Origin of the sequence: Pseudomonas sp. ES4 (assembly GCF_050586665.1) — a bacterium.
GTDB classification, from domain to species: Bacteria; Pseudomonadota; Gammaproteobacteria; order Pseudomonadales; family Pseudomonadaceae; genus Aquipseudomonas; species Aquipseudomonas frederiksbergensis.
Genome location: NZ_JBOBDO010000002.1, coordinates 321,364 through 344,555 on the forward strand (window position 1 = coordinate 321,364; position 23,192 = coordinate 344,555).

Consider the following 23,192-nt stretch of genomic DNA (forward strand, 5'->3'; position numbering starts at 1 on the left):
GCTGGCGAATCCTGGATTCATGGGGCACCTCGCATGGAGCCGTAGATTCGGACCCTGAACATTCGAGGTGCCGGTATTTATCGCCGTTCCAATTTTTCAGTCACCGATCGTCGGTGACCAGACAGAACGCGTCAGGACGGCGTCTGGAGCCGATCAACGATCTTTTGCTTAACCTGCACGCGCTTCTCCTTGAGTTTCTTCAATGCGTCATCGCTGGGCGCATCCGATTTGGCGGTTTCGGCCTTTACGACCTCAGCATCCGCCTGCAAATACTTGTTGATCAGTGAATCCAGTAACGGATCCTTGGTGCGTTTTTGCTGGATTTCTTCCTTTGAAAGATTGAGATCCTCAGTAAGGCTGTGTATCACCGGCATGGAACACCTCCGTTTGTTGATCGGAGGCAAACGCGATCAATGGCGTTCACCAACTATCAGAATGGCCTCGGTTAGCCCCTCCTGTCGACCGCCTATCAGACCAGCGGTGCCCGTTCGTCGCCCTGCCGTAAATGCAATAAAACCTTTGCCCGCTCGTCGGCATCCACAGGTTAACGATCAATCGATCGCCCATGAAAACCTGTGTGGAGAATAACCAATGGACGGATTTACCCTGCGCTACCTCACGTTGGCCGTTGCCTTGAGCACCAGCATGGGCACGGCTTTCGCTGCCACTTCCAATGACTTCGTCGACAAGGCGGCCGCGGGTGGTATCGCGGAAGTCGAAACGAGCCGATTGGCCCTGGAAAAAAGCTCATCGGCGGACATCAAGGCATTCGCCAACATGATGATCACCGACCATTCCAAGGCCAACGATGAACTGGCGGCGCTGGCGAAAAAGCACGACATCGAGGTACCGGACAGCACGACGATAGTCAAACAGGCGAAAGAGAAAATCCTCGACTTGCGCGATGAATCTTTCGACGCGGCCTACGCCAACAATCAGGTGAAAGCCCATGAAGACACTATCGAACTGTTCAAGAAAGAAGCCAACACCGTGACGGACGACAAAACCAAAGGCGCCACGGATCTGAAAGGTTTCGCGCAGAAGATGCTGCCGGCGCTGGAGAAACATCTGCAAATGGCGAAAAAGCTCCAGGCTGCTCATCCAGACAAATAACCCTCCCACGAAAAGGCCGCATCGTTTGATGCGGCCTTTTCAGTTCCTGACTAACCACCATCAGTATCGATATCGGCATCGGTGTCATCCCCGGGTTTGGGCCGGTCGGGATTCGGCTTGAAGCCCGGGCTGAACTCATTGTCGTTATCGGTGTGGCGTTGCTTCTGGTCGACCGCTTTGTCTGCGCTTTCCGGTTCGGGGGTTTTTGCGTTTTCCTCAAGATCACTGTCATCGTTCATAAGTACCTCGTTCATCACTGCACATGCGCGGCTGAAACAGTCGGGCCTTGAAGATTCGAAGCCGCTGCGCAAACAACGTTCCATCGAATGAATCGCCTATGCTCGAGTGAACGGCTGGACAAAATCCGGCGCAAGCGGGACGGTATGTGAACCGATCGTTCCGCGCGGGAACGATCAAAGGATTCTGGCCAAAAATGGCGCCGTCCGGCTCTTTTTACTCTTGGTGATCTTCTGGGGTGTGCCTGCCACAACAATCTTTCCGCCCTGATCCCCCGCACCGGGGCCGATGTCGATCACCCAGTCACTCTGCGCCACCACGCGCATTTCATGTTCGACGACGATCACCGTATGCCCCGCCGTCACCAGCGTATTCAACTGTTCGAGCAAGCGATCGACATCACGTGGGTGCAAACCGGTGGTGGGCTCGTCGAGCACATACAAGGTTGCCCCGCGCTGGTTGCGTTGCAGTTCGGTGGCCAGTTTGATCCGCTGGGCTTCACCGCCCGACAACTCGGTCGCCGGCTGACCGAGGCGCAGGTAACCCAGGCCGATATCGCGCAGCACCTCCAGCGACCGGCGAATACCCGGTTGCTCGGCAAACACCGTGACCGCCTCGTCCACCGTCAGTTGCAACACCTGGGCGATGTTCAACCCTTGCCAGATGATTGCCAGCGTCTCGGGGTTGTAGCGCGCGCCGTGGCAGGTCGAACACGGGGCATAGACGCTGGGCATGAACAGCAACTCGACGCTGACAAAGCCTTCACCTTCGCACGTGGGGCATCGCCCCTTGGCGACGTTAAAGGAAAACTGGCCCGCGTCGTAACCCTCGGCCTGGGCTTGAGGCGTGGCGGCGTACAGTTTGCGCACGTTGTCGAAGAGCCCGGTGTAGGTCGCCAGGTTCGAGCGCGGTGTGCGGCCGATGGGTTTCTGATCGACTTGCACCAGGCGCTTGATCGATTCCAGCCCCGCCGTGACCTGTCCGCCGCTGACTTGCGGTGCGTCGTCCTCAAGGCTCAACTCTTGCGGCTCGCTGTCACTTGCCGCACGCCCCAGATGCGCGCCCACCAGTTCCAGCAACGCCTGACTGACCAGGCTCGATTTGCCGGAACCGGAGACACCGGTCACCGCGGTGAAACAGCCCAGTGGAAACTCGGCGCTGAGGTTGTTCAGGTTGTTGCGGGTGATGCCTTCGAGTCGCAACCAATCGGTCGGTTTGCGGCTGACACGTGATGCGGGGACCTGCTCGGCGAACAGGTAGGCGCGGGTCTGGGAATTCGTTATCCCGGCCAGCCCTGGCGGCGGTCCGCTGTACAGGACTTGGCCGCCATGCTCGCCAGCCGCCGGGCCGACGTCGATCAACCAATCGGCGCGGCGCATGGTTTCCAGGTCATGCTCGACCACAAACAAAGTGTTGCCGGCGGCTTTCAAGCGTTGCAAGGCTTCGAACAAGGCTTCGCCATCCGCCGGGTGCAATCCGGCTGACGGTTCATCCAGCACGTAAATCACGCCGAATAACTGCGAACCCAATTGCGTCGCCAGGCGCAGGCGCTGCAATTCACCGGACGACAGCGTCGGCGTGCTGCGGTCCAGCGCCAGGTAACCAAGCCCCAAATCGGTCAACGTGCTGACCCGTTCCAGCAAGTCCTGAGCGATCCGCTGCGCGGCCAGGCGTTTCTCCACCGACAGGTTCGGTGTGTGGCGTACATCCGGCGCGTTGGCGTGACCACTGGCGCCGTGGGCCACTCGTTGCTCGCGGGCTTCGCGGGTCTGGTCGTGCGTCAGCACTTCGCCCACTGCCTCGGCCTGTTCGAGGTAGCTGTGAGCGGCGACTGGTTTCAAGACTTCGGCCACTTGCAGCAATGGCATCTGCGACAGTTCGCCGATGTCGTAACCGGCAAAGGTCACCGACAGCGCCTCGCGCTTGAGCCGTTTGCCATCGCACAACGGGCACGGGCTGCCGAGCATGAATTGCGCGACGCGCTTCTTCATCAACGCGCTTTGGGAATGGCTGAAGGTGTGCAGGATGTAGCGCCGGGCGCCGGTGAACGTGCCCTGGTAACTCGGTTCCATGTTGCGTTTGAGCGCGACTCTGGTTTCTTCGGGGGTGAGCCCGGCATACACCGGCACCGTGGGGGTTTCTTCAGTGAAGAGAATCCAGTCGCGCAGTTTTTTCGGCAAATCGCGCCAGGGTTTATCAACGTCGTAACCCATCGTCACCAGGATGTCGCGCAGGTTCTGTCCCTGCCAGGCCGTGGGCCAGGAGGCCACCGCGCGCTGGCGAATGGTCAGGCTCGGGTCCGGCACCATCAACGCTTCGGTGACTTCATACACCCGCCCCAACCCATGACATTCGGGGCACGCGCCCTGTGGCGTGTTGGGCGAAAAATCTTCCGCATACAGCATCGGTTGCCCCGGCGGGTAACTGCCGGCCCGGGAGTACAGCATGCGGATCAGGCTCGATAACGTCGTCACGCTGCCCACCGAAGAGCGCGTGCTCGGCGTACCCCGTTGTTGCTGCAGCGCCACCGCCGGCGGCAAGCCTTCAATGGAGTCGACGTCCGGCACGCCGACCTGATCGATCAGGCGCCGCGCATAAGGCGCCACGGATTCGAAATAGCGACGTTGCGCTTCGGCGTAGAGGGTCGAGAACGCCAACGACGATTTCCCCGAACCGGACACGCCAGTGAACACCACCAGGGCATCCCGGGGAATGTCGACATCGACGTTTTTCAGATTGTGTTCCCGGGCGCCACGCACCCTGACCATGCCGGAGGGGGGATTGGAAGTGCGCTTGGATGTCATGAGCGGCCTTGATTGGAAGGTTCAAAAAAATGCGGTTCACCTGTACCTGATCATTCCCACGCTCCGCGTGGGAATGCAGCCCGGGACGCTCCGCGTCCCTTTCGAGAGCTGGAACGCGGAGCGTCCCTAGAGGCATTCCCACGCGGAGCGTGGGAACGATCAATCGAGTTAGCCATTGAGGACGGTGCGCACCATTCGGGTCAGCGCCTGGGGACCATAGGGTTTGCTCAGCAAATGCGTATCAGGACTGAGCTGGTGATTGCGCGAAATAATGTCACGGGTGTGACCCGAGGTGAACAGCACGGCCACCGGCGGCGTCTGCACTTTGGCCCAGGCGGCCAGGTCCGCGCTTTTGATCAGGCCGGGCATGACCACGTCAGTGAAAATCAGGTCCACCACCGCGCCCTCCAGCAACATCTGCATCGCCACGTCGCCATTGGCCGCCGTCAGTACTCGATAACCTTCTTCACTCAGCAACTCCACCGCTGAGCTGCGCACCGCCTCGTTGTCCTCGACCACCAGAATGGTTTCGTGTCCGCCTCGCTGTTGTGGGTCATGCCGTACCGTTTCGTTGAGCATCGGGCGCAAGCTGCGAGGGAAATACAGCTGCACCCGCGTGCCGTGCCCGATCACGCTGGAAATCTCGATATGCCCGCCACTCTGCTTGACGAAACCGAACACCATGCTCAGGCCCAGCCCCGTGCCCTGGCCATCGGCCTTGGTGGTAAAAAACGGCTCGAAAGCCTGTGCGAGTACTTGCGGGGACATGCCGATACCTTTGTCAGCCACCGCCACGCAGGCATAGTCGCCGGCGACGATGCCCTTGCCTGCACAAAACTTGCGATCAAGGACAATGTTCTCGGCGCTCAGGTCAATGGTCCCCTCGCCCTTCATGGCGTCGCGGGCATTGATCGCCAGATTGAGGATGGCGTTTTCCAGTTGATTGCGGTCCACGTAGATGTGCCAAAGGGCTTCGGCCGCGCTGACGTTGATCTGGATGGTTTCCCCCAGCGCCCGCTGCAACAATTCCCCGAGCCCATCGAAGACCTGGCGCAGATCACAGACCGCTGGTGACAAGGGCTGACGACGGGCGAATGCGAGCAATTGCGAAGACAGTTTGGCGCCACGTTCGACCGCGGCAATCGAAGCGCTGACCCGGCGCTGCACATTGGCATTGTCCGGTTCATGCCGCGCCAGCAAGTGCAGATTGCCGGCGATCACCTGCAACAGGTTGTTGAAGTCATGGGCCACGCCGCCGGTGAGGCCGCCGATGGCTTCGAGCTTCTGCGATTGACGCAGTTGTTCTTCGGCAGCCAGTCGCGCTTCGACTTCGTCGGCAACGCGTTGCTCCAGATTACGGGTGAACTTGAGCAGGGATTCTTCGGCGATCTTGCGTTCGTGGATATCGATCAACACCCCGGGAAAACGGAACGGTTCGCCCTGCTCGTTGAACTCGCAGCCTCCACTCGCCAGTACCCACAGGTAACTGCCATCAGGGCGCAGGACCCGACATTCGGCATTGAAGGGTTCGCCGGTTTTCATTGCTTGATTGATCTGCTCCTGCATCCAGATGCGGTCATCGGGATGGATCCGTGCCTGCGCGATGTCCATTGGCAGGTCGGCCAGGTTCTGGTCGGGCGGGTAGGAAAAAGTACGGGCGAAACGCTCATCGCCGGAGAGCACATTGTCCTTGATGTCCCAAACGAACGAGCCGAGCAGAGCCCCGGCATTGAGTGCCAGGCGCACCCGCTCGTTGTCGGCGTGATAGGCGTCCTCGGCGGCCTGACGACGGCGCTCGGAAATCACATGTTCAGTGGTCTCGACCACCATCGCCATGACCCCGGCCGGTTTCCCGTCGTCATCCGCCACCGGACTGTAATAGAGATCCAGCCAGACGTCTTCGGGTATGCCGTCCCTCAAAAGCACAAGCTCTTTGTTGCGATAGGACAGCGTGCCGCCGGCCAGGCAAGTGTCGACCACATGCCGATTGAATTCGGCGACTTCCGGCCAGCCCAGTTCCACCGGGGAACCCAACAGGTAAGGATGGCGGCCACCGGCAAATTTCGAGTACGCATCGTTATAGATCATGTAACCCGGCCGGCCCCACAGCATCACCATCGGCAGTGGCGACGCGAGCATCAACTGCACCGCGCTGCACAAGCTTCTGGGCCAGGCGTGCATGGGCCCGAGCTCAGTCACGCTCCAGTCGAACGCGCGGATGCGCTCGGCCATTTCACCGTTCCAGCCTGCACACCCATGGCTATCGTCTAGAAACTGCATCGACTGACTCTGTATCCCTGTAGATGACCGGCTTAAGGGATCGCAACGGCATGAGGACGGTGCGTGCCCGTTTGTTTCGAGCATCGTCGTCGCCAATGGTTTCATAGAGGTTAGCTGATTCTGGACTTGCAGATTTTTGTGGGTTTTCCCTGAGGACTTTGTAGCAGCTGTCGAGCCTGCGAGGCTGCGTTCGGCTGCGTTCGGCTGCACAGCAGTCGTAAACCCTGCATCCAAGATTGTCCTGACACACCGAGGTGTTTGTTTTCACGACTGCTTCGCAGCCGAACGCAGCCTCGCAGGCTCGACAGCTGCTACACGGTTTCAGCGTGGTTAGACCTCGATCAGGTGCTTGAGCGGGTGGTAGTCGGTTTTCAACGTGGCGGCGACGTCGAGAATGGCCTTCTCGATGCCATTCAAATGCATGCAGGTCAGTTCGATCGCGGCGCTCTGGTTGCCGGCTTCGATGTACTCGATCAGCCGCAGGTGTTCGTCGTCGCGGCACGCTTCGTGACTGTCGTCATCCAGTGCCGCGGCGTACAGCGAGGCGCGGGAAATCAGCTTGCGGAACCAGTCCAGCAACACCGGGTTGTTCAGGCTTTGCGCGAGTTTGATGTGGAACTCACCCAGCAAATGAATCAACCGTTCATGGTCGCCACTGCGGTGCGCTTCATCCTCCAGCAACAGGTGATCACGCAGGTCCTGGGTCACGGCAGTATCACGACGGCGGCAGAGCTCGGTGACGATGCCGATCTCGACCAGGCGCCTCGTTTCAAACAGCGAGCGAATTTCCTCATCACTGGGCAACGACACCGACGCCCCTTTGTTGGGCTCGGTGGTCACCAGGCCATCGGCTTCCAACTGCTTGAGCGCGGCACGAACCGATGTCCGGCTGACATTAAAAAGTTCGGCCAATGACGCTTCGCCCAGCTTCATCCCGGGCCGCAATGAACGTTTGCTGATCGCCTCGTAAACCCCTTGGTAGACGCGGTCGACCGTGGTCTCGAGTTTTTTCTCGGTCATCTGAACACTCCTTTAGCGCTAAACAACCGGCCCCAGGCGATGAACAGCCTTTGAAAAAGGGGGTTGCACGAGCACATTAATCCGGTTATTTGTAGATTGCATCCAGATATTGCATACAATAATTAGAGGAATGCACCAATATGGGTCATCCAACTGCGATTGAAGTGCGTAACGTCTCCAAGCGGTATTCCGACGATCCGGGGCTGGCTCCAGCCCTCGACAACGTTTCAGTCGACATTGCCGACAATGAATTCTTCACCTTGCTCGGCCCTTCCGGCTGCGGCAAGACTACCCTGCTGCGCACCATCGCCGGCTTCGAACAGGTCAGCGAAGGCGAGATTCGTCTGGCGGGCGAACCGGTCAATGATTTGCCACCGTTCAAGCGCCGGGTCAACACCGTGTTCCAGAGCTACGCGCTGTTTCCGCACATGAGCGTCGCGCAGAATATCGCCTTCGGCCTTGAGATGCAGGGTCTTGATCGCAAGCTCATCCCGCAACGGGTCGATGAGATGCTCGCGCTGGTACAAATGCAACACCTGGCCCAGCGCAAACCGGCCGAATTGTCCGGCGGCCAGCAACAGCGCGTGGCGCTGGCCCGGGCTCTGGCGCCGAAACCCAAAGTGCTGTTGCTCGACGAACCGCTGTCGGCGCTGGACCTGAAGCTGCGCAAGGAAATGCAGGTCGAACTCAAGCGCGTGCAGAAGGAAGCCGGGATCACGTTCATTTTCGTCACCCACGATCAGGAAGAAGCCCTGACCCTGTCCGATCGAATCGCCGTGATGTCCGCCGGCAAGATCCTGCAAATCGGCACGCCGAACGATATCTACGAAAGTCCCAAGCATCAGTTTGTCGCCCAGTTTATCGGCGACATCAACTTCCTCCCCGGCCACATCAAGCGCGGCCAGCAAAACGAAAAACTGTTCGTCCCGAACGGCATGCCGGTGGAAATCCCCTGCCCGGCCCAAGGCTTCGACGGCGCCAGCGTGCAATTGGCCTTCCGCCCGGAACGCTCTCAATTGGTCGACCAGTCACAACCGCATCACCTGCGCGGCGTGATCGAAGCGGTGTTGTATGTCGGCACTGCCACGCTCTATCAGTGCCGGTTGAACAACGACATCAAGGTCATGCTGCGCGAGAACAACGAAGGCCTGAACCGTGGGCGGGTGGTCGGTGATCGCGTCGCGGTCAACCTGCCGCCCCATGCCTGCCTGTTGATGGAGGCCTGAGATGAGCGTCAGCAGCACTTCTCCCGCCCTCAGCCGTGCGCTGTTGCTCAGCCCGGTGGTTCTGACTTTGCTGGCGTTGATCGCCATTCCGCTCGGCATCATGGGCTACATCAGCTTGCTGCCGCGCAATGTGTACGGCGGCGTCGACTGGCAGGCCGACTGGCAATTGCAAAGCTACGTGCAGCTGTTTTTCCAGGAAGGTTTCGACGGTGAACTGGAGCTGAACTGGGTCTACGCCCAGGCGTTGTTGCGCTCGGTGTTCCAGGCCGGCGGCACCACGTTGCTGTGTTTCCTGTTCGGCTTCCCGGTGGCCTTGTGGATGTCGAGCCTGACACCCCAGCGGCGCAACCTCATGGTGTTGCTGATCACCATTCCGTTCTGGACCAACCTGCTGATTCGCAACTACGCCTGGCTGATCATCCTGCGTGAGCACGGCTGGGTTGCGCAGAGCCTCAACGCGCTGTTCCCGCAGGCCGGTGGAATCACCCTGCTCTACAACGACTTCGCCGTCAGCGTCGGGCTGGTCTACAGCTTCCTGCCGTTCATGATCTTGCCGATCTATTCGACCCTGGAAAAACTCGACTGGCGTCTGGTGGAAGCCGCGTACGACCTCGGCGCCAATCGCTGGCACGCGCTGAAGCGGATCATTCTGCCGCTGTCGATGCCCGGCGTGATTGCCGGCGCGTTGCTGGTGTTTGTGCCGAGTCTCGGTGCGTTCATTACCCCGGCGATTCTCGGCGGCGGCAAGACACTGATGATCGGCAACCTGATCCAGCAACAGTTCGGCACCGCGCGCAACTGGCCGCTGGGCAGTTCGCTGTCATTCCTGTTGCTGGGGATTCTGCTGCTGTCCCTGGTGCTTTACGCCCTCTACAGCCGCAGCGCCGCCAAAACTCTACGTCGGGGAGCCACCGCATGATCGCCCTGCACCTGAAAAAACTGCCCCTGACCCGCGAAGTCAGCCTGTTGATCCTGGCCTATCTGTACGTGCCGATCTTCGTGCTGATCGCCTACAGCTTCAACGCCAACCGCTCGGCCACGGTATGGACCGAGTTCTCGTTCGCCTGGTACGGCAGGATTCTGGCCAACCCGTCGATTCAGACGGCAGCGCTGAACTCGATCATCGTCGCCGGCATCGCTACGGTCTGTGCCACGGCCATTGCGTTGCTTGCGGCGTTGGCGACGTACCGGCCGTTCTATGGACAGAAGATGGTCGAGGGTGGGATCAACCTGCCGCTGATCCTGCCGGAGATCGTCACCGCCGTCGCCACGCTGCTGCTGTTCATGGCGCTGGGGATCAAGCTCGGTTTGCTGACGGTGATCGTCGCGCACATTGGCTTCTGCATTCCTTTCGCCTACCTGCCGATCCGTGCGCGGCTCAATGATCTGGACAAGAGCTTGCTGGAGGCGGCGAACGATTTGTACGCCAACCCGTGGCAGGTGTTTCGTCGAGTGACGCTACCGCTGCTGTGGCCCGCAGTGTTGTCCGGTTCGGTGCTGGCGTTCGTGGTCAGCCTCGACGACTTCATCATGACCTTCTTCGTGGCCGGCCCCGGTTCGACGACGTTGCCGGTGTACATCTTCTCGGCGATCAAGTCCGGGGTCACACCGGAGATCAACGCGATCTCGACCCTGATGCTGGTGATCTCCATCGTGCTGGTGGTGCTGGCCTTCTGGCTGGGACAGCGCGGCAAAAACCAATGAGCCCTTTCCTTCGCGGTACTTTCGGAGCGTAAAACCATGATGTTGAAAAACACGATCTTCAAAAGCATGCGTTACGGCGTCGCCGGTCTGGCCCTCGGTTGCTTCAGTGTTTTCACCGCGCAGGCCGCCGAACCCAAGGAATTGTTCTTCTATAACTGGACCGACTACTACCCGGTGGAACTGCTGGCCAAGTTCGAAAAGGAAACCGGGATCAAGGTCACCATGGACGGCTACGACAGCAACGAAACCCTGCTGGCCAAGTTGCAGGCCGGTGGCGCGGCGTATGACGTGATCGTGCCGTCGCAGTCGATCATGCGCACGTTGATCAACCAGAACCTGCTGTTGCAAATCGACGCGTCGACCCTGCCCAACTTCCAGTACGTCAAACCGGCGTTCCGCAACCCGAGTTTCGACCCGGGCCGCAAGTTCTCCGCTCCGTACCTGTGGGGCACCACCGGGTTTTCCTATGACAGCGCGCGGGTGCCCGGCGGCAAGCTCGATGACTCTTGGAAAGAGTTCTTCGAACCACGCAAGGAACTCGAAGGCCAACTCGCCGCCCTCGATACGTCCAGCAGTGTGATCAACGCGGCCAGCCATTACCTGAACGTGGACGAATGCAGCGAAAACCCGCAGGACGCCAAGCGCATTCTGGAGCTGCTGCAAAAACAGAAACCGCACTTGAAGATGTACAGCTCGGACAACACCGTCGACCGCATGGCCTCCGGTGAAGTGATCATGATGCAAAACTGGAACGGTTCCACCGCACGGGCCACGTTGCAAAAAAACACCATCAAGTACGTGTACCCGCGCGAAGGCCTGGCGATGTTCCAGGACAACTTCGCCGTACCGAAAAGCGCCCCGCACCCTGGCAACGCGAAGCTCTTCATCGACTGGATGATGAAACCGGAAAACGCCGCCGCCGTGTCCAACGCCATCGCCTACGCCAACGGTATCCAGAGCGACAAACTGATCGACGCCAAATGGCGGGTGATGGACGCGATCAACATGCCCGACGAGTTCGCCTCGCGCCTGCGCCCGGAAAAAGAGTGCAGCAACAAGGCGCGTGAGTTGCAGGACCGGATCTGGTCGAAGCTCAAGGGTTGATTGGCTGGGTTTGAGACCGAGTCGCGGCCATCGCGAGCAGGCTCGCTCCCACAGGGTATTGGGTTGTTCACACATTCCATGTTCAACACAAAACCACTGTGGGAGCGAGCCTGCTCGCGATGAGGCCCGCCCAGACACCACAAAAATTTGAGGTATGTAATGACCTGGCTACGCAACGTGCGCCCCTACGGCTCCCCCGCCGAAGACCTGCTTCTGGAAAACGGCCTGTTCAAGGCTCGACGCCCCGCGTCCAACGCGCCGCCGGCCCCCACCGACATCGACGGCCAAAACCAGCTCCTCACCCCGGCCCTGGTCGAAAGCCACGTCCACCTCGACAAAACCCTCTGGGGTCAACCCTGGCGCCCGAACAGCGCCGGCCCGACGCTCAAGGACTACATCGCCAACGAGCGCCGTGTGCTGCGTGACGTCCAGGCACCGATTGTCCAGCGTGCCGGCGCCCTGCTGGAAAACTGCATCGCCCGTGGCTCGCTGACGATGCGTTGTCACGTCGACATCGACCCGGAATTCGGCCTGCGCCACGTCGAGGCCATGCAACAGCTGCGCGAAGCCTACCGCGACCTGATCGACCTGCAACTGGTGGTGTTCCCGCAAACCGGCCTGATCAGCCGCCCCGGCACCGCCGAACTGATGCGCGAAGCCATGGCCCTGGGCGTGGAAAACGTTGGCGGACTCGACCCCTGCGGCATCGACAATGACCCCATCGCCCAGCTCGACTTCGTGTTTAAGCTGGCCAGCGAATTCGAACGTGGCGTCGACATTCATCTGCACGACAAGGGCGAACTGGGCCTGTGGCAGATCGCACTGATCGCCGACTACACCGAACGCTTCGGGCGTCAGGGTCGGGTGATGATCAGCCACGCGTACTGCCTTGGGATGTTGCCGTGGAGTCAGGTCAAACCGGTGGCCGAGCGTTTGGCGGCCCTGGGCATTTCCCTGATGAGTTCGGCGCCGGCCGATTGCGCGGTGCCGCCGTTTCTCGCATTGCGCGAGACCGGGGTGAACGTGTGCCTGGGTTCGGACGGCATTCGTGATGCCTGGTCGCCCATGGGCAACGGCGACATGCTCGAACGGGCGATGCTGCTGGCGTTTCGTTTCGATTTGAACAAAGACGATGAACTGATGGCGGCGTTTGAAGCCGCCACAGTGAATGGCGCTCGGGCGTTGGGCTGTGAGGGTTATGGTCTGGAGATCGGTCAGCCGGCGGATTTTTTGCTGATGCCGGTGCAGACGCTGGGTGAAGCGGTGGTGTCGCGGCCGATGCGCCAGGTTTATCGCGGCGGTGAGTTGATCGCCTCGGGTGGCCAACTGCAGGAAAGCCGTCTGTGAAAAGGATTGGATTGAAAGCCAGTTGCGTGGTCGGGTTCGACGGCACCCGGCATGTGCTGTGGCGCGACGGCGAAGTGGTGTTCGAAGGTTCGCGCATTGTGTTTGTCGGGCGTGGCTATCCAGGGCCGGTGGACCAGTGGGTCGATTACGGCAACGCATTGATCGGACCCGGTTTCATCGACCTGGATGCACTCGGCGATCTTGATTCGACGGTGCTGACGCTGGACAACGGCGATGAACGCGACATGGGCCGGATGTGGTCCGAGGATTACCTGGCGAGCGGTCCGCGGGAGAGTTACAGCCCCGATGAAGAAGTCTTCAAATACCGCTACGCCTTCACCCAGCTGATCCGCAACGGCATCACCACCGCCATGCCGATCACCTCGATGTATTACCGCGAATGGGCCGAGACCTACGACGAGTTTTCTGCGGTAGCCGGTGTGGCGGGCGAGTTGGGGCTGCGCACTTACCTCGGCCCCTGCTACATGAGCGGCATGAGTTACTGGCGCGCCGATGGAAGCCTCGGGCATCACTGGGATGAAACGCGGGGCATGGCGGGGCTCGACGCGGCTGCGCGGTTTTTCCGTGATTTCGACGGTGCGCACGAGGGTTTGATTCGTGGCGCGCTGCTGCCGGACCGGATCCAGACCTGCACCCCGGCCCTGCTGCAACGCACCGCCGCGCTGAGTCGGGAACTGAACGCGCCGATGCGTTTGCATTGCTGCCAGGGGCTCGGTGAAGTGGCGATGGTCGAGCAACTGCGTGGTACTTCGCCGCTGGGTTGGTTGCAGCAATTGGATTTGCTGACCCCGCGCTGCCTGCTGCCCCACGGCATCTACACCTGCGGCGATGACGATCTGCAACGCGTGGTGGATGGCGGCGCGAGTCTGGTGCATTGCCCAGTGGTGTTTGCCCGTGACGGCGAAGCGTTGAACTCTTTCGGTCGCTATCGGGCCAAGGGCATCAACTTCGCCTTGGGCACCGACACCTGGCCGGCGGATGTGCTGGAAAACATGCGCCAGGGTCTGAACATCGCGCGCTTGATGGAGGGCGATGGTTCCTTGACCTGCACGCTGGATTTTTACAATGCCGCCACCCTCGGCGGCGCCAAGGCTCTGGGCCGCGACGATCTGGGTCGCCTGGCACCGGGCGCCAAGGCCGACATCACGGTGTTCAGCCTTCGCGGCCTGCATTTGGGGCCGTTGTTCGATCCACTGAAAAACCTGGTGCTGGCCGGGCGCGGTGACGACTGCATCGCCAGCTACATCGACGGCCGCTGTGTGATGCAGGACGGTCAGGTTCAAGGCGTCGACTACCCCGCCCTGCAACGCCAGGCGCAACAACAATTCGAAAAACTGATGCGCAGCCACAGCGACCGGGCCTTCGGCCAACCGGACTGGAAAGGCCTGTTCAAACCGGCCATTCCGTTCGCTGACGACTACAGCGCAGACGCGCCACTGAGCGCGATTGATCCCCTTCTTTAGAGAATTCTGCCCATGCAAAGCTTTGACTTCAGCCAATTGAGCCCGCGAGACAAGTACAAGATTCTGATCGGCAGCGTGGTGCCCCGGCCGATTGCCCTGGTCACCACCATCGACGGCGAAGGCCGAATCAACGCCGCGCCCTTCAGCTTCTTCAACGCCCTCTCGGCCGACCCGCCGATCCTCGCGTTGGGCGTGGAAAACTACGGCGACCAAAGCCCCAAGGACACCACGCGCAATATCCAGCTCAACCAGGAATTCACCGTGAACATCGTCAGCGATGCCCTGGTGGAAGCCATGAACGTCTGCGCCGTGCCGTTCGCTCCCGGTTTCGACGAACTGACGGCCGCCGGCCTCACCGCCATTCCCGGCACCACGGTCAAATGCCCACGAATCGGCGAAGCCCCGGTGGCCTTGGAATGTCGACGGATGATGGCGCTGTCTATCGGGCAGTCGCGGGAGATTATCTTTGGCGAAGTGTTGATGGCGCATGTGCGGGATGAATTGATCGACCCGAAAACCTTGTACATCGATCAACTCGGGCTCGATGCAATTGGCCGGATGGGTGGGCATGGGTATGCGCGCACGCGGGATTATTTCGATTTGCCGACACGCTCGTTGCAGGCGTGGACGGATGCGCCGGGAGGCGGCGAAAGGTTTTGGCCGTCAGGTAAATGATCGTTCCCACGTTCTGCGTGGGAATGCAGCCAGGGACGCTCTGCGTCCGCTGTGACGCAGAGCGTCACGGGAGGCGTTACCACGCAGAGCGTGGGAACGATCAAGTTGGGTTCAGCGGAAATCCCGGCTGCGTACGCTGATGCCGTCGAGCAATGGGCTCAGGTCGCTCAACCGTCCGGCAATCAAATGCCGCACCTCGCCTTCCTTTTCCCAACGCCCGTCGACCTTGAGCAATTGCGAACCGACCAACACCTGGCGCTGCCGGTCGGCCAGGTCGCGCCAGACGATGACGTTGACGTTGCCGAACTCATCTTCAAGGGTGACAAAGGTCACGCCACTGGCGGTGCCCGGGCGTTGTCGGCCGGTCACCAGCCCGGCGACACTGACCGGTCGTCCATGCTCGACCTCCAGCAGTTCCTTCGAACTGCGGCAGCGCCGGGCTTTCAATTCACCCCGCAATAGAGCCAGCGGATGCGGGCCGAGCGTGGTGCCGACACTGTTGTAATCGGCCAGCAGGTCCTCGCCCACGGTGGGTTTTGGCAACGACACCGCGCCCTCCTCCTGACTCGGCAGACCGGCAAACAAACCGAGCTGTTTTTGCACACCCGCCACTTCCCAGCGCGCCCGATGACGGTCACCCGCCAGGCCACGCAACGCACCGGCATCGGCCAGTTGTTCCTGGGCGCGGGCGTCGAGTCGCGCCCGTTCGCCGAGATCGGCAATGTCGATAAACGCCCCCTTCGACCGTGCAGCTTCGATGCGCCGGGCATCGTCCTCGCGAAAGCCCTTGATCATCCGCAATCCCATGCGAATCGCCGGTTGAGCCCCAGTGATCGGCTCAAGGTTGCAATCCCAATCGCTGGCGCGCACGTCCACCGGGCGAATCTGCAAATGATGCCGGCGCGCGTCCTGCAGAATCTGGTCCGGGCTGTAGAAACCCATGGGCCAACTGTTGATCAGCGCACAGGCGAAGGCCGCCGGCTCATGGCATTTCAACCAGCAACTGGCGTAGGTCAGCAAGGCGAAACTGGCGGCGTGGGACTCAGGAAAACCATAACTGCCGAAGCCTTTGATCTGCTCGAAGATCTGCGCGGCAAACTCGGCCGTGTAGCCGTTTTTCTTCATCCCGGCGGCCAGGCGATCCTTGTGCGGTTCCAGCCCGCCGTGGCGTTTCCAGGCCGCCATGGAGCGGCGCAGTTGATCGGCCTCGCCGGGGCTGTAGTCGGCGGCGACGATCGCAATCTGCATCACCTGTTCCTGGAACAGCGGCACGCCCAGCGTGCGCTTGAGCACCACTTCCAGTGCCGGAGACGGATAGACCTCCGGTTCTTCCTTGTTTCGGCGGCGCAGGTATGGATGCACCATCCCGCCCTGAATCGGCCCCGGACGGACAATTGCCACCTCGATCACCAGGTCATAGAAGGTCCGTGGCTTGAGCCTCGGCAGCATCGACATCTGCGCCCGGGACTCGATCTGGAATACGCCAATGGTATCGGCACGGCCGATCATGTCGTAGGTCGGCGAGTCTTCGGCCGGGATCGTCGCCAGACTGAGGTCCCGATGACGATGACGGCGCAACAGATCGAAACAGCGGCGGATCGCACTGAGCATGCCCAGCGCCAGGATATCCACCTTGAGCAGCCCGACGGCATCAAGGTCGTCCTTGTCCCACTGGATGATGGTGCGCTCGGCCATGGCGGCGTTTTCCACCGGGACCAGGCTGTCCAGAGGCTGCTCGGAAATCACGAAACCGCCGGGGTGCTGGGACAGGTGTCGGGGGAACCCGATCAACTGCCCCGTCAGGCTCAGCACCCGGCGCAGCACCGGACTCTCGGGATCGAACCCGCCTTCAAGCAGGCGCTCCACGGGCGGTGTTTCATCACTCCAGTGGCCACAGCAATCGGCCAGGGCGTTGATCTGATCCGGCGGCAAACCCAGGGCCTTGGCCACATCACGCACCGCGCCGGCCGCGTGATACGTGCTGACCACCGCCGTCAGCGCCGCACGGCTGCGGCCATAACGCTGGAACACGTACTGCAAGACTTCTTCGCGGCGTTCGTGTTCGAAATCGACGTCGATGTCCGGCGGTTCGTTGCGCTCTTTGGAGAGAAAGCGCTCGAACAACAGCGTGGTGCGATCCGGATCGATTTCCGTGATGCCCAAGGCAAAGCACACCGCCGAGTTGGCCGCCGAACCACGGCCCTGACACAGGATTTTTTGCTCACGGGCGAATCGCACAATGTCGTGAACCGTCAGGAAATAGCTTTCGTAGCCCAGTTCGGCGATCAGCTCCAGCTCCTTGTCGATCTGCGTCAGCACCTTGGCCTGCGGTCCTTTTGGCCAGCGCCACGCGATGCCCTCTTCGGTCAGATGCCGCAGCCAGGAGGTGGCTGTCTGGCCTTCAGGGACCAATTCCCGGGGATATTGATAACGCAACTGACCGAGATCGAAAGTGCAGCGCCGGGCGATGTTCAGCGTTTCGTCGAGCAGGGTTTGCGGGTAGATCGATTGCAGAGCCTCAAGACTGCGCACATGCCGCTCGCCATTGGGATGAAGACGCAACCCGGCCTCCGCCACCGGCACGTGATGACGGATCGCAGTCATGGTGTCCTGCAAGGCGCGCCGTCCACGAGCGTGCATGTGCACATCACCGCTGGCCACTGCCGGGATTCGCAGCTCCCTTGCCAGCATCAACAGCTCGTTCAGCCGTCGGGTATCGTTCTGGCCGCGATGCAGCTGGACGGCCAGCCACAGGCAATTGGCGAAGGTCTGTTTCAGCCAGCGGCCCTGTTCGAAGTCATCGACCGCGTCCGGCACCCACAATGCCAACAGGCCCGGCAAGGGTTCGCTGAAGTCCTCGCGCAGCACTTGATACTGGCCTTTCTGCGTGCGGCGTCGGGCTCGGGTAATCAATCGGCACAGCGCTTGATAACCCTCGAGGTTTTCCACCAGCAACACCAGTTTCGGACCGTTCTCGATGCGCACTTCGCTGCCGATGATCAGCGGCAGCTCCACGGCTTTGGCCGCTTGCCAGGCGCGGACGATACCGGCCAGGGTGCATTCATCGGTGATCGCCAAGGCCTGATAGCCGTGCTTTTTCGCCCGCTGAAAGAGTTCGAGGGCACTGGAAGCACCGCGCTGGAAACTGAAGTTCGACAGGCAGTGCAGCTCGGCATAGTCGATGCTCATGCGAACCAGCCTTGCAGCCACAACGGACCGTCCTCACCGACCGCACGGTAGGCCCAGCCCTGCTGGCCGGAACGGGTTTCGATCAGGAAGTAATCACGGCGCACATCGGCGCCGTCCCACCAACCGGACTCGATGCGCTCCGGCCCCATCAGGATGCGCGCCGAACCTTCGTGCACCGCCAGTGGTTCGGTCAGCAGCCAACCCGGACGTTGCACGCCGGGCAGCCCTGCACAGCGCTGACTGTCGACACTGGCCTGCCACGCGCATTCCGGCCGGTGATCGGCCTGGAACCGCAAGCCCTGCACCGCGTCATCCCCCAACCGCGCGCGCAAGCGTTCGCGCAGTTGCTCCCAGGGCAAGGACTGCTGCGGGCGGTCGTCGAACAGCTCCTGATACTGGGGAACGAAGGCCGGCAAGTCTTCGGCGCGCAGGCGAAAACCGCGCACCGGGGCCTCGACCTGAACGTGCTCCAACCGGCCCCGGGCCAGTTCGAAGAGCATCGCCGGCTCACGTTCGGCGCTGAGCAGGCCGACCTTGATGACGGTGTCCGGCAACCCGGCGTGTTCCAGGTGCAGGTCAAAACGCTGCACGCCGCTGTCCCGACCGCAAAGAAACGCCGACAGGTCGCCGGTCAGCCGGCGTAACGGAAACAGCAGCGCCTGATGGGACTGCACGTCGAAGTTGAGCTCGATGCGCACATCGAACCGGTCCGGCGGCAGGTAGAACGCCAGCGCCAGCCGCCGTAACCCGAGCAAGGCGTCCAGATGCTTGAGCACCCGGGCCTCGAAACGCCGGGCCAGACTATGGCGAGGCAACGCCTGAACCTGGCTCAAGGTGCGCAGCCCCATGCGCGACAACGCGGTGGCCACGCTGGTTTCCAGCCCGATCCGGTCGATGGGCAACTGCCCTAGATGATGCTGCAAGGCTTGATCGTCGGGCACCACCAGACCGTCATAAGCATTGGCCAGTACCCGTGCCGCCACCGGGTTGGGCGCGGCAACAATCCGATGGCGAAACCCCAACTCGCCGAGTTCGGCGCGTAACCGCGCCTCGAATTGCGGCCAGGCGCCGAACAATCCCAGGCTGGACTCGATTTCAAACACCACCGCACGCGGGTAATGCACGCTGACTTGTGAACTGAATCGATAAGCCCAGGCGGCCAGAAACTGCTGCCAGTGCTCGATCTCGGCAGCGTCGTATTCAGCCGTGACAAAGCCTTTGCTCAAGGCCTGGGCGGCGGTCATCGACTGGCCCGGACGCAAGCCCAGCGCCCGGGCCGAAGCGTTGACCGCTTGCAACACCCGACGTTGGGCCGGGCCGGTCAGCAGCGCCAGCGGTTCATCGGGATCGGAACGCTGACGCAGTACCGCGTCCAGCGCCAATTGCGGGAAGAGAATGCACACCCAGCGCATGGCAACCTCAATGTCCCACGGGGAAGGCAATCGGCGCCGAACGCGCCAACCCGCCCCGACACTTGAGCACGCGCAATTGTGCAGGCCTGGCATCGATGGCGATGCGCAGTGCCGCGGGCGAAGGGTTGATCGCCTCATTGATCGAGCGGTAGGCAAACGCCAGGGTCGAGCCGGTTTCCGCCGCCACCTGCAAGCGCCGCAACGCCCGGTCATCGGCCTTGTGCGGCCAGCACAGCACTGCGCCACAACTGCCTGAACGCAGGCATTGTTCCGCTGCCCACAAGGCATCGCGCTCGCAAGCCTGGATGATCGACAACTGACGCAGATCGACCCCGGCGTTCTGCCAGGCCTGGGGATATGGCACGTAAGGCGGCGCCACCAGCACGATGCGCTCGCCCGCGGCGGACAACCGCGCCAGCGCCGGCCACACCAGTTGCAACTCGCCAACACCCTGCCCGGCCAAAAGGATTTCGGTCAGCGCCGCTTCCGGCCAGCCACCGGTGGGCAACGCCGCATCCAGCGCAGCATGCCCGGTGGGTTGCGGGCTGACGGCCGGTGGCGCAGGCCGGCCCTTCCAGACCTGGCCGCCATTGAACAGCGTATCCAGCGCAACGACGGCGCCCATCACCCTTGCCTCACCAAGCCGCAGAACACTCCTTCGATGGCCAGGTCCTGACTGGCTTCGACGATGATCGGCTTGTAGGCCGGATTGCGTGGCAGCAATCGGACAACCTCGCCGACCCGCTCGAAACGTTTGATGGTGACTTCGCCGTCGAGTCGCGCGACGACGATCTGGCCGTTGACCGCCTCGGGATTGCGGTGCACGCCCACCAGGTCACCGTCGAGAATGCCGTCCTCGATCATCGAGTCACCCTGGACCCGCAGCATGTAATCCGGCACCCGCGAGAAGATCGACGGGTCGAGCAGCAAGCGGCTGTGAACCTCGGCATCGGCACCGATCGGCGCACCCGCCGCCACTCGACCGAGTACCGGAATGTCCAGCAACTCGGGCCGCGCCGGTTGTCCGAGCAAACGAATGCCCCGGGCCTGATGCGCATTGACCTCGATAAAACCGGCCTCGGTCAGCGCCAGCACATGCTTGCGCGCCACGCTACGGGAGGCGAAACCGAACGCCTCGCTGATTTCAGCGAGGCTCGGGGACTGGCCCTGCTCGGCGATTCGATCGCGGATAAAGGTCAGGATGGCGGTACGGCGGGGAGTTAAAGTCGTCATGGAGTACATTTGTACTCTTTTGGTTTTTTCCTGGCAAGGACCGCCAGTCAGCTGGCTGGTCGACCACACAACCCGAGGTAAACACAAATTACAGTGTCGGCGGAGGCCGACAGGGTGAATGAGGCTCCGTACTACTCAGGGCCGGCCTCATCGCGAGCAGGCTCACTCCTACAATGGATCGAAGCCAGCCGCAAATCCTGCCTACACCACGAAACCTGTGGGAGCGAGCCTGCTCGCGATGGCGACCGTTCAGTCAATGCAGATGGAAGCTATGCCGGCCTCTTCGCTCTCCATTTGGATTGAGTTTCAACGGAGCAAGGGATTTCGACTTTCAGATGCGCCGAACCGCAGCCTCACGCTGCTCGGCAACTGCTACATCGGTGAGGCATTCAGTGAGCGTTAGCCGCGCTTGAGGATCTGGTCCATCACCCAATCGGTTTTCAGTGCTTGTTCGGCCAGCGCCGGATGCCGCGCTTCTCCCCGAATATGCGCGTTCATGCCCAGCACGTGATGCCACTGAATGTGCTCATGGTTCTCGATGTGCAGGCTGAGGCTTTCATCGGCTTCAAGCTGAACCGGATGCTCATCGAATACGGAAAAGCTGATCCGGCCTGTGCTGCCAATCAGCTCGACCCGATCTTCGCGGCGGTCTGCGACGAAATTCCAGCAGCCCATACCCAGAGCGCCGGAAGCAAATCGCCAACTGGCGCTGACGGCATCCTCGGCGGTATACAAACCGGCCTGGTGCGCGGTAAACCCGGCGACTTCGACGATGTCGCCAAGCAGGTACTGGAACAGATCGAAGCCATGACTGGCCAGGTCGGCGAAATAACCACCACCCGCAATAGCCGGGTCGGTGCGCCAGTTATCGGTACCGCCAAGATCGGTCGGGGATGGCGCTTTGGTCAGGGTCCAGGTCAAATGCCGGACCTCGCCGATCCGCCCTTCCTCCAGCCATTGCCGCACTTGCTGGAAGCGCGGAAGTGAACGCCGATAGTAGGAAACAAACAGGTGCAGCCCGGCATCGGCAAAGGCCTTTTGCATCTCGCGGCTTTGCCCGGCATTCAACGACATGGGTTTCTCGACGCAGCAATGTTTGCCGGCGGCGGCCACCCTCAAGGCGTAGGCGTGATGGCTGTCAGGTGGCGTTGCGATGTACACCGCGTCGACTTCGGGATCATTGATCAGCGCGTCGACATCGGTGTAGACCCGAGCGATGCCGTGACGCGCGGCGTAATCCGACACCGCGTCCAGACGCCGGCCCATCACCGCCACCAGCGCCGAGCCGGGCGCCTTGTAGAAGGCCGGTCCGCTCTTGCGTTCAGCGACGCTGCCACACCCGATCATGCCCCAGCGCACCACGTTCATACTCACTCCCAGATGTTTAGCCGACGCGCAGTGCGCGCAGGTCCAGATGCCCGTCCTTGAGCGGCGGGCACCAGTAGTAGCCGCCGGTGATCGGCCGGCTGATGCGATACAAACCGTCGGTGATGCCGTCTTCCAGACCGCTCATGCGGCGCAGTTGGGCTTCGAAGGCGTCGAGGGAGAAACCGAAGGCCAGGAACATCAGGCCGGCGCGATCGCCTTCGATCCACGGCATGGAACGGCGCACCACGAAGGCCTCGGGGGCGAAGCTTTCCTGGGCGGTACGTTTGACGTGAGCGGAGATCGGCGCGTCGTCGATTTCTTCGTTGTCGCTCAAACGACGGCCCATGATGTTGTCCTTCTCATCGGACGGCATCGCGTGGAAACCCTTCAGGTCGTGCTGCCATTGCTGGATCGCGGCGAAACTGCCGCCGACCGTTCCGTCAGCGCCGTTACTCACCAGCGCGGCGGCGACGGCGGCTTCGTCGTGAGGGTTTTCGGTGCCGTCTTCGTAACCGGTCAGATCATGGCCAGTAAGGTGGCGGAAGGTTTCGTTCATCTGCACCAGGCGCAGGGCCGGGGCCAGCGCGGCTTCGATGGCGTTGCTACGGTTGAGCAATTCGCCACGGTCGACACCGTGCAACCAGCACCAGAGCGCGTGCTGGGTGGACGGGTTGTCGACGCCGACACCGGTCAACGCTGGAAAGGTGCGCAGGCCGTCGATTTGCCCCTTGAGGGCCTTGACCAGGGACTCACCGAACCCGACCACGGCCGACTTCCCGTCCACCAGTCCCTTGAGATTCTCCAGCGCGGCCGGCAAGGCAGCGGCGGATTCGAGTGCGAAGAACATATGACGAGCTTGAGGCGGAACTGGGGTGGCGAGAATGCCCGGCTGGTAGTAACTCATATGAACTCCTTCAGAAAGAGCGCGAAGTTTAACCGCAGGATCGTAACTTGTGTGTTTTCAGGGCAAAAGGTCGCAGCCCCGTAACCCTGTAG

At 61.4% G+C, this 23,192-nt stretch carries 19 protein-coding genes; 8 read left to right on the forward strand and 11 right to left on the reverse strand.

Annotated elements, in window-relative coordinates:
• Positions 1-131: 131 nt before the first annotated feature.
• A complete protein-coding gene (locus ACQ4OB_RS03660) occupies positions 132-374 on the reverse strand; it encodes a hypothetical protein (RefSeq protein ID WP_430955148.1) in 243 nt (80 codons plus the stop codon).
• Positions 375-591: 217 nt separating this feature from the next.
• On the opposite strand from ACQ4OB_RS03660, the gene ACQ4OB_RS03665 reads away from it, so the two are divergent.
• Positions 592-1,113 (forward strand): DUF4142 domain-containing protein, encoded by a 522-nt coding sequence (locus tag ACQ4OB_RS03665; protein WP_074877611.1) that lies wholly within the window; start codon positions 592-594, stop codon positions 1,111-1,113.
• A 50-nt stretch (positions 1,114-1,163) separates the two neighbouring features.
• On the opposite strand, the gene ACQ4OB_RS03670 is transcribed toward ACQ4OB_RS03665, so the two are convergent.
• The 4 genes from ACQ4OB_RS03670 to ACQ4OB_RS03685 all read right to left on the reverse strand — a co-directional run bounded on the left by ACQ4OB_RS03670 (position 1,164) and on the right by ACQ4OB_RS03685 (position 7,454).
• Positions 1,164-1,352, reverse strand: a complete 189-nt coding sequence (locus ACQ4OB_RS03670) for a hypothetical protein (protein WP_074877613.1) — start codon at positions 1,350-1,352, stop codon at positions 1,164-1,166.
• A 174-nt stretch (positions 1,353-1,526) separates the two neighbouring features.
• On the reverse strand, positions 1,527-4,154 hold the full coding sequence (locus ACQ4OB_RS03675; protein WP_430955149.1) for an excinuclease ABC subunit A: 2,628 nt from the start codon (positions 4,152-4,154) through the stop codon (positions 1,527-1,529).
• Positions 4,155-4,322: 168 nt separating this feature from the next.
• Positions 4,323-6,434 (reverse strand): ATP-binding protein, encoded by a 2,112-nt coding sequence (locus ACQ4OB_RS03680; protein WP_430955150.1) that lies wholly within the window; start codon positions 6,432-6,434, stop codon positions 4,323-4,325.
• Between the two features lie 330 nt (positions 6,435-6,764).
• Positions 6,765-7,454: a GntR family transcriptional regulator gene (locus ACQ4OB_RS03685; protein ID WP_074877619.1), complete on the reverse strand. Its 690-nt coding sequence runs from the start codon at positions 7,452-7,454 to the stop codon at positions 6,765-6,767.
• A 140-nt stretch (positions 7,455-7,594) separates the two neighbouring features.
• Between ACQ4OB_RS03685 and ACQ4OB_RS03690 the strand changes: the two genes are divergently transcribed.
• From ACQ4OB_RS03690 to ACQ4OB_RS03720, 7 genes are all read left to right on the forward strand, one after another.
• Complete coding sequence (locus tag ACQ4OB_RS03690; protein WP_430955151.1) at positions 7,595-8,680, forward strand: ABC transporter ATP-binding protein; 1,086 nt, start codon at positions 7,595-7,597, stop codon at positions 8,678-8,680.
• Position 8,681: 1 nt separating this feature from the next.
• Positions 8,682-9,599, forward strand: coding sequence for an ABC transporter permease (locus ACQ4OB_RS03695; RefSeq protein ID WP_074877623.1), 918 nt, complete (start codon positions 8,682-8,684; stop codon positions 9,597-9,599).
• Positions 9,596-10,384, forward strand: coding sequence for an ABC transporter permease (locus ACQ4OB_RS03700; protein ID WP_046048507.1), 789 nt, complete (start codon positions 9,596-9,598; stop codon positions 10,382-10,384). Before ACQ4OB_RS03695 ends, ACQ4OB_RS03700 begins: the two co-directional genes overlap by 4 nt.
• A gap of 39 nt (positions 10,385-10,423) precedes the next feature.
• The gene (locus ACQ4OB_RS03705; RefSeq protein WP_430955189.1) at positions 10,424-11,488 is read left to right on the forward strand and encodes an extracellular solute-binding protein; all 1,065 of its coding nucleotides are present in this window, start codon (positions 10,424-10,426) and stop codon (positions 11,486-11,488) included.
• A 159-nt stretch (positions 11,489-11,647) separates the two neighbouring features.
• Positions 11,648-12,835, forward strand: coding sequence for an amidohydrolase family protein (locus ACQ4OB_RS03710; RefSeq protein ID WP_430955152.1), 1,188 nt, complete (start codon positions 11,648-11,650; stop codon positions 12,833-12,835).
• Positions 12,832-14,319 (forward strand): amidohydrolase family protein, encoded by a 1,488-nt coding sequence (locus ACQ4OB_RS03715; RefSeq protein ID WP_430955153.1) that lies wholly within the window; start codon positions 12,832-12,834, stop codon positions 14,317-14,319. The genes ACQ4OB_RS03710 and ACQ4OB_RS03715 overlap by 4 nt, the downstream gene beginning before the upstream one ends.
• A gap of 12 nt (positions 14,320-14,331) precedes the next feature.
• The gene (locus tag ACQ4OB_RS03720; RefSeq protein WP_074877629.1) at positions 14,332-14,994 is read left to right on the forward strand and encodes a flavin reductase family protein; all 663 of its coding nucleotides are present in this window, start codon (positions 14,332-14,334) and stop codon (positions 14,992-14,994) included.
• A 111-nt stretch (positions 14,995-15,105) separates the two neighbouring features.
• Here the strand turns inward: ACQ4OB_RS03720 and ACQ4OB_RS03725 are convergent, their stop codons facing one another.
• From ACQ4OB_RS03725 to ACQ4OB_RS03750, 6 genes are all read right to left on the reverse strand, one after another.
• Positions 15,106-18,204, reverse strand: a complete 3,099-nt coding sequence (locus ACQ4OB_RS03725) for an error-prone DNA polymerase (RefSeq protein WP_430955154.1) — start codon at positions 18,202-18,204, stop codon at positions 15,106-15,108.
• The gene (locus ACQ4OB_RS03730; RefSeq protein ID WP_430955155.1) at positions 18,180-19,595 is read right to left on the reverse strand and encodes a Y-family DNA polymerase; all 1,416 of its coding nucleotides are present in this window, start codon (positions 19,593-19,595) and stop codon (positions 18,180-18,182) included. The genes ACQ4OB_RS03725 and ACQ4OB_RS03730 overlap by 25 nt, the downstream gene beginning before the upstream one ends.
• Positions 19,596-19,602: 7 nt before the next feature.
• On the reverse strand, positions 19,603-20,220 hold the full coding sequence (gene imuA, locus ACQ4OB_RS03735) for a translesion DNA synthesis-associated protein ImuA (protein ID WP_102614280.1): 618 nt from the start codon (positions 20,218-20,220) through the stop codon (positions 19,603-19,605).
• Complete coding sequence (gene lexA / locus ACQ4OB_RS03740) at positions 20,220-20,837, reverse strand: transcriptional repressor LexA (protein ID WP_074877639.1); 618 nt, start codon at positions 20,835-20,837, stop codon at positions 20,220-20,222. The genes imuA and lexA overlap by 1 nt, the downstream gene beginning before the upstream one ends.
• Positions 20,838-21,227: 390 nt before the next feature.
• The gene (locus ACQ4OB_RS03745; RefSeq protein ID WP_430955156.1) at positions 21,228-22,196 is read right to left on the reverse strand and encodes a Gfo/Idh/MocA family protein; all 969 of its coding nucleotides are present in this window, start codon (positions 22,194-22,196) and stop codon (positions 21,228-21,230) included.
• A 16-nt stretch (positions 22,197-22,212) separates the two neighbouring features.
• Entirely contained in the window at positions 22,213-23,100 is an 888-nt protein-coding gene (locus tag ACQ4OB_RS03750; protein WP_076030741.1) for a Dyp-type peroxidase, read from the reverse strand.
• Positions 23,101-23,192 lie beyond the last annotated feature (92 nt).

Coding starts and splice junctions, on each gene's coding strand:
- ACQ4OB_RS03745 (WP_430955156.1), bottom strand. CDS start 22,196: ATGAACGTGGTGCGCTGGGGCATGATCGGGTGTGGCAGCGTCGCTGAA.
- ACQ4OB_RS03680 (WP_430955150.1), bottom strand. CDS start 6,434: ATGCAGTTTCTAGACGATAGCCATGGGTGTGCAGGCTGGAACGGTGAA.
- ACQ4OB_RS03700 (WP_046048507.1), top strand. CDS start 9,596: ATGATCGCCCTGCACCTGAAAAAACTGCCCCTGACCCGCGAAGTCAGC.
- ACQ4OB_RS03710 (WP_430955152.1), top strand. CDS start 11,648: ATGACCTGGCTACGCAACGTGCGCCCCTACGGCTCCCCCGCCGAAGAC.
- ACQ4OB_RS03730 (WP_430955155.1), bottom strand. CDS start 19,595: ATGCGCTGGGTGTGCATTCTCTTCCCGCAATTGGCGCTGGACGCGGTA.
- ACQ4OB_RS03690 (WP_430955151.1), top strand. CDS start 7,595: ATGGGTCATCCAACTGCGATTGAAGTGCGTAACGTCTCCAAGCGGTAT.
- ACQ4OB_RS03695 (WP_074877623.1), top strand. CDS start 8,682: ATGAGCGTCAGCAGCACTTCTCCCGCCCTCAGCCGTGCGCTGTTGCTC.
- ACQ4OB_RS03675 (WP_430955149.1), bottom strand. CDS start 4,154: ATGACATCCAAGCGCACTTCCAATCCCCCCTCCGGCATGGTCAGGGTG.
- ACQ4OB_RS03685 (WP_074877619.1), bottom strand. CDS start 7,454: ATGACCGAGAAAAAACTCGAGACCACGGTCGACCGCGTCTACCAAGGG.
- lexA (WP_074877639.1), bottom strand. CDS start 20,837: ATGTACTCCATGACGACTTTAACTCCCCGCCGTACCGCCATCCTGACC.
- ACQ4OB_RS03705 (WP_430955189.1), top strand. CDS start 10,424: ATGTTGAAAAACACGATCTTCAAAAGCATGCGTTACGGCGTCGCCGGT.
- ACQ4OB_RS03750 (WP_076030741.1), bottom strand. CDS start 23,100: ATGAGTTACTACCAGCCGGGCATTCTCGCCACCCCAGTTCCGCCTCAA.
- imuA (WP_102614280.1), bottom strand. CDS start 20,220: ATGGGCGCCGTCGTTGCGCTGGATACGCTGTTCAATGGCGGCCAGGTC.
- ACQ4OB_RS03665 (WP_074877611.1), top strand. CDS start 592: ATGGACGGATTTACCCTGCGCTACCTCACGTTGGCCGTTGCCTTGAGC.
- ACQ4OB_RS03670 (WP_074877613.1), bottom strand. CDS start 1,352: ATGAACGATGACAGTGATCTTGAGGAAAACGCAAAAACCCCCGAACCG.
- ACQ4OB_RS03720 (WP_074877629.1), top strand. CDS start 14,332: ATGCAAAGCTTTGACTTCAGCCAATTGAGCCCGCGAGACAAGTACAAG.
- ACQ4OB_RS03660 (WP_430955148.1), bottom strand. CDS start 374: ATGCCGGTGATACACAGCCTTACTGAGGATCTCAATCTTTCAAAGGAA.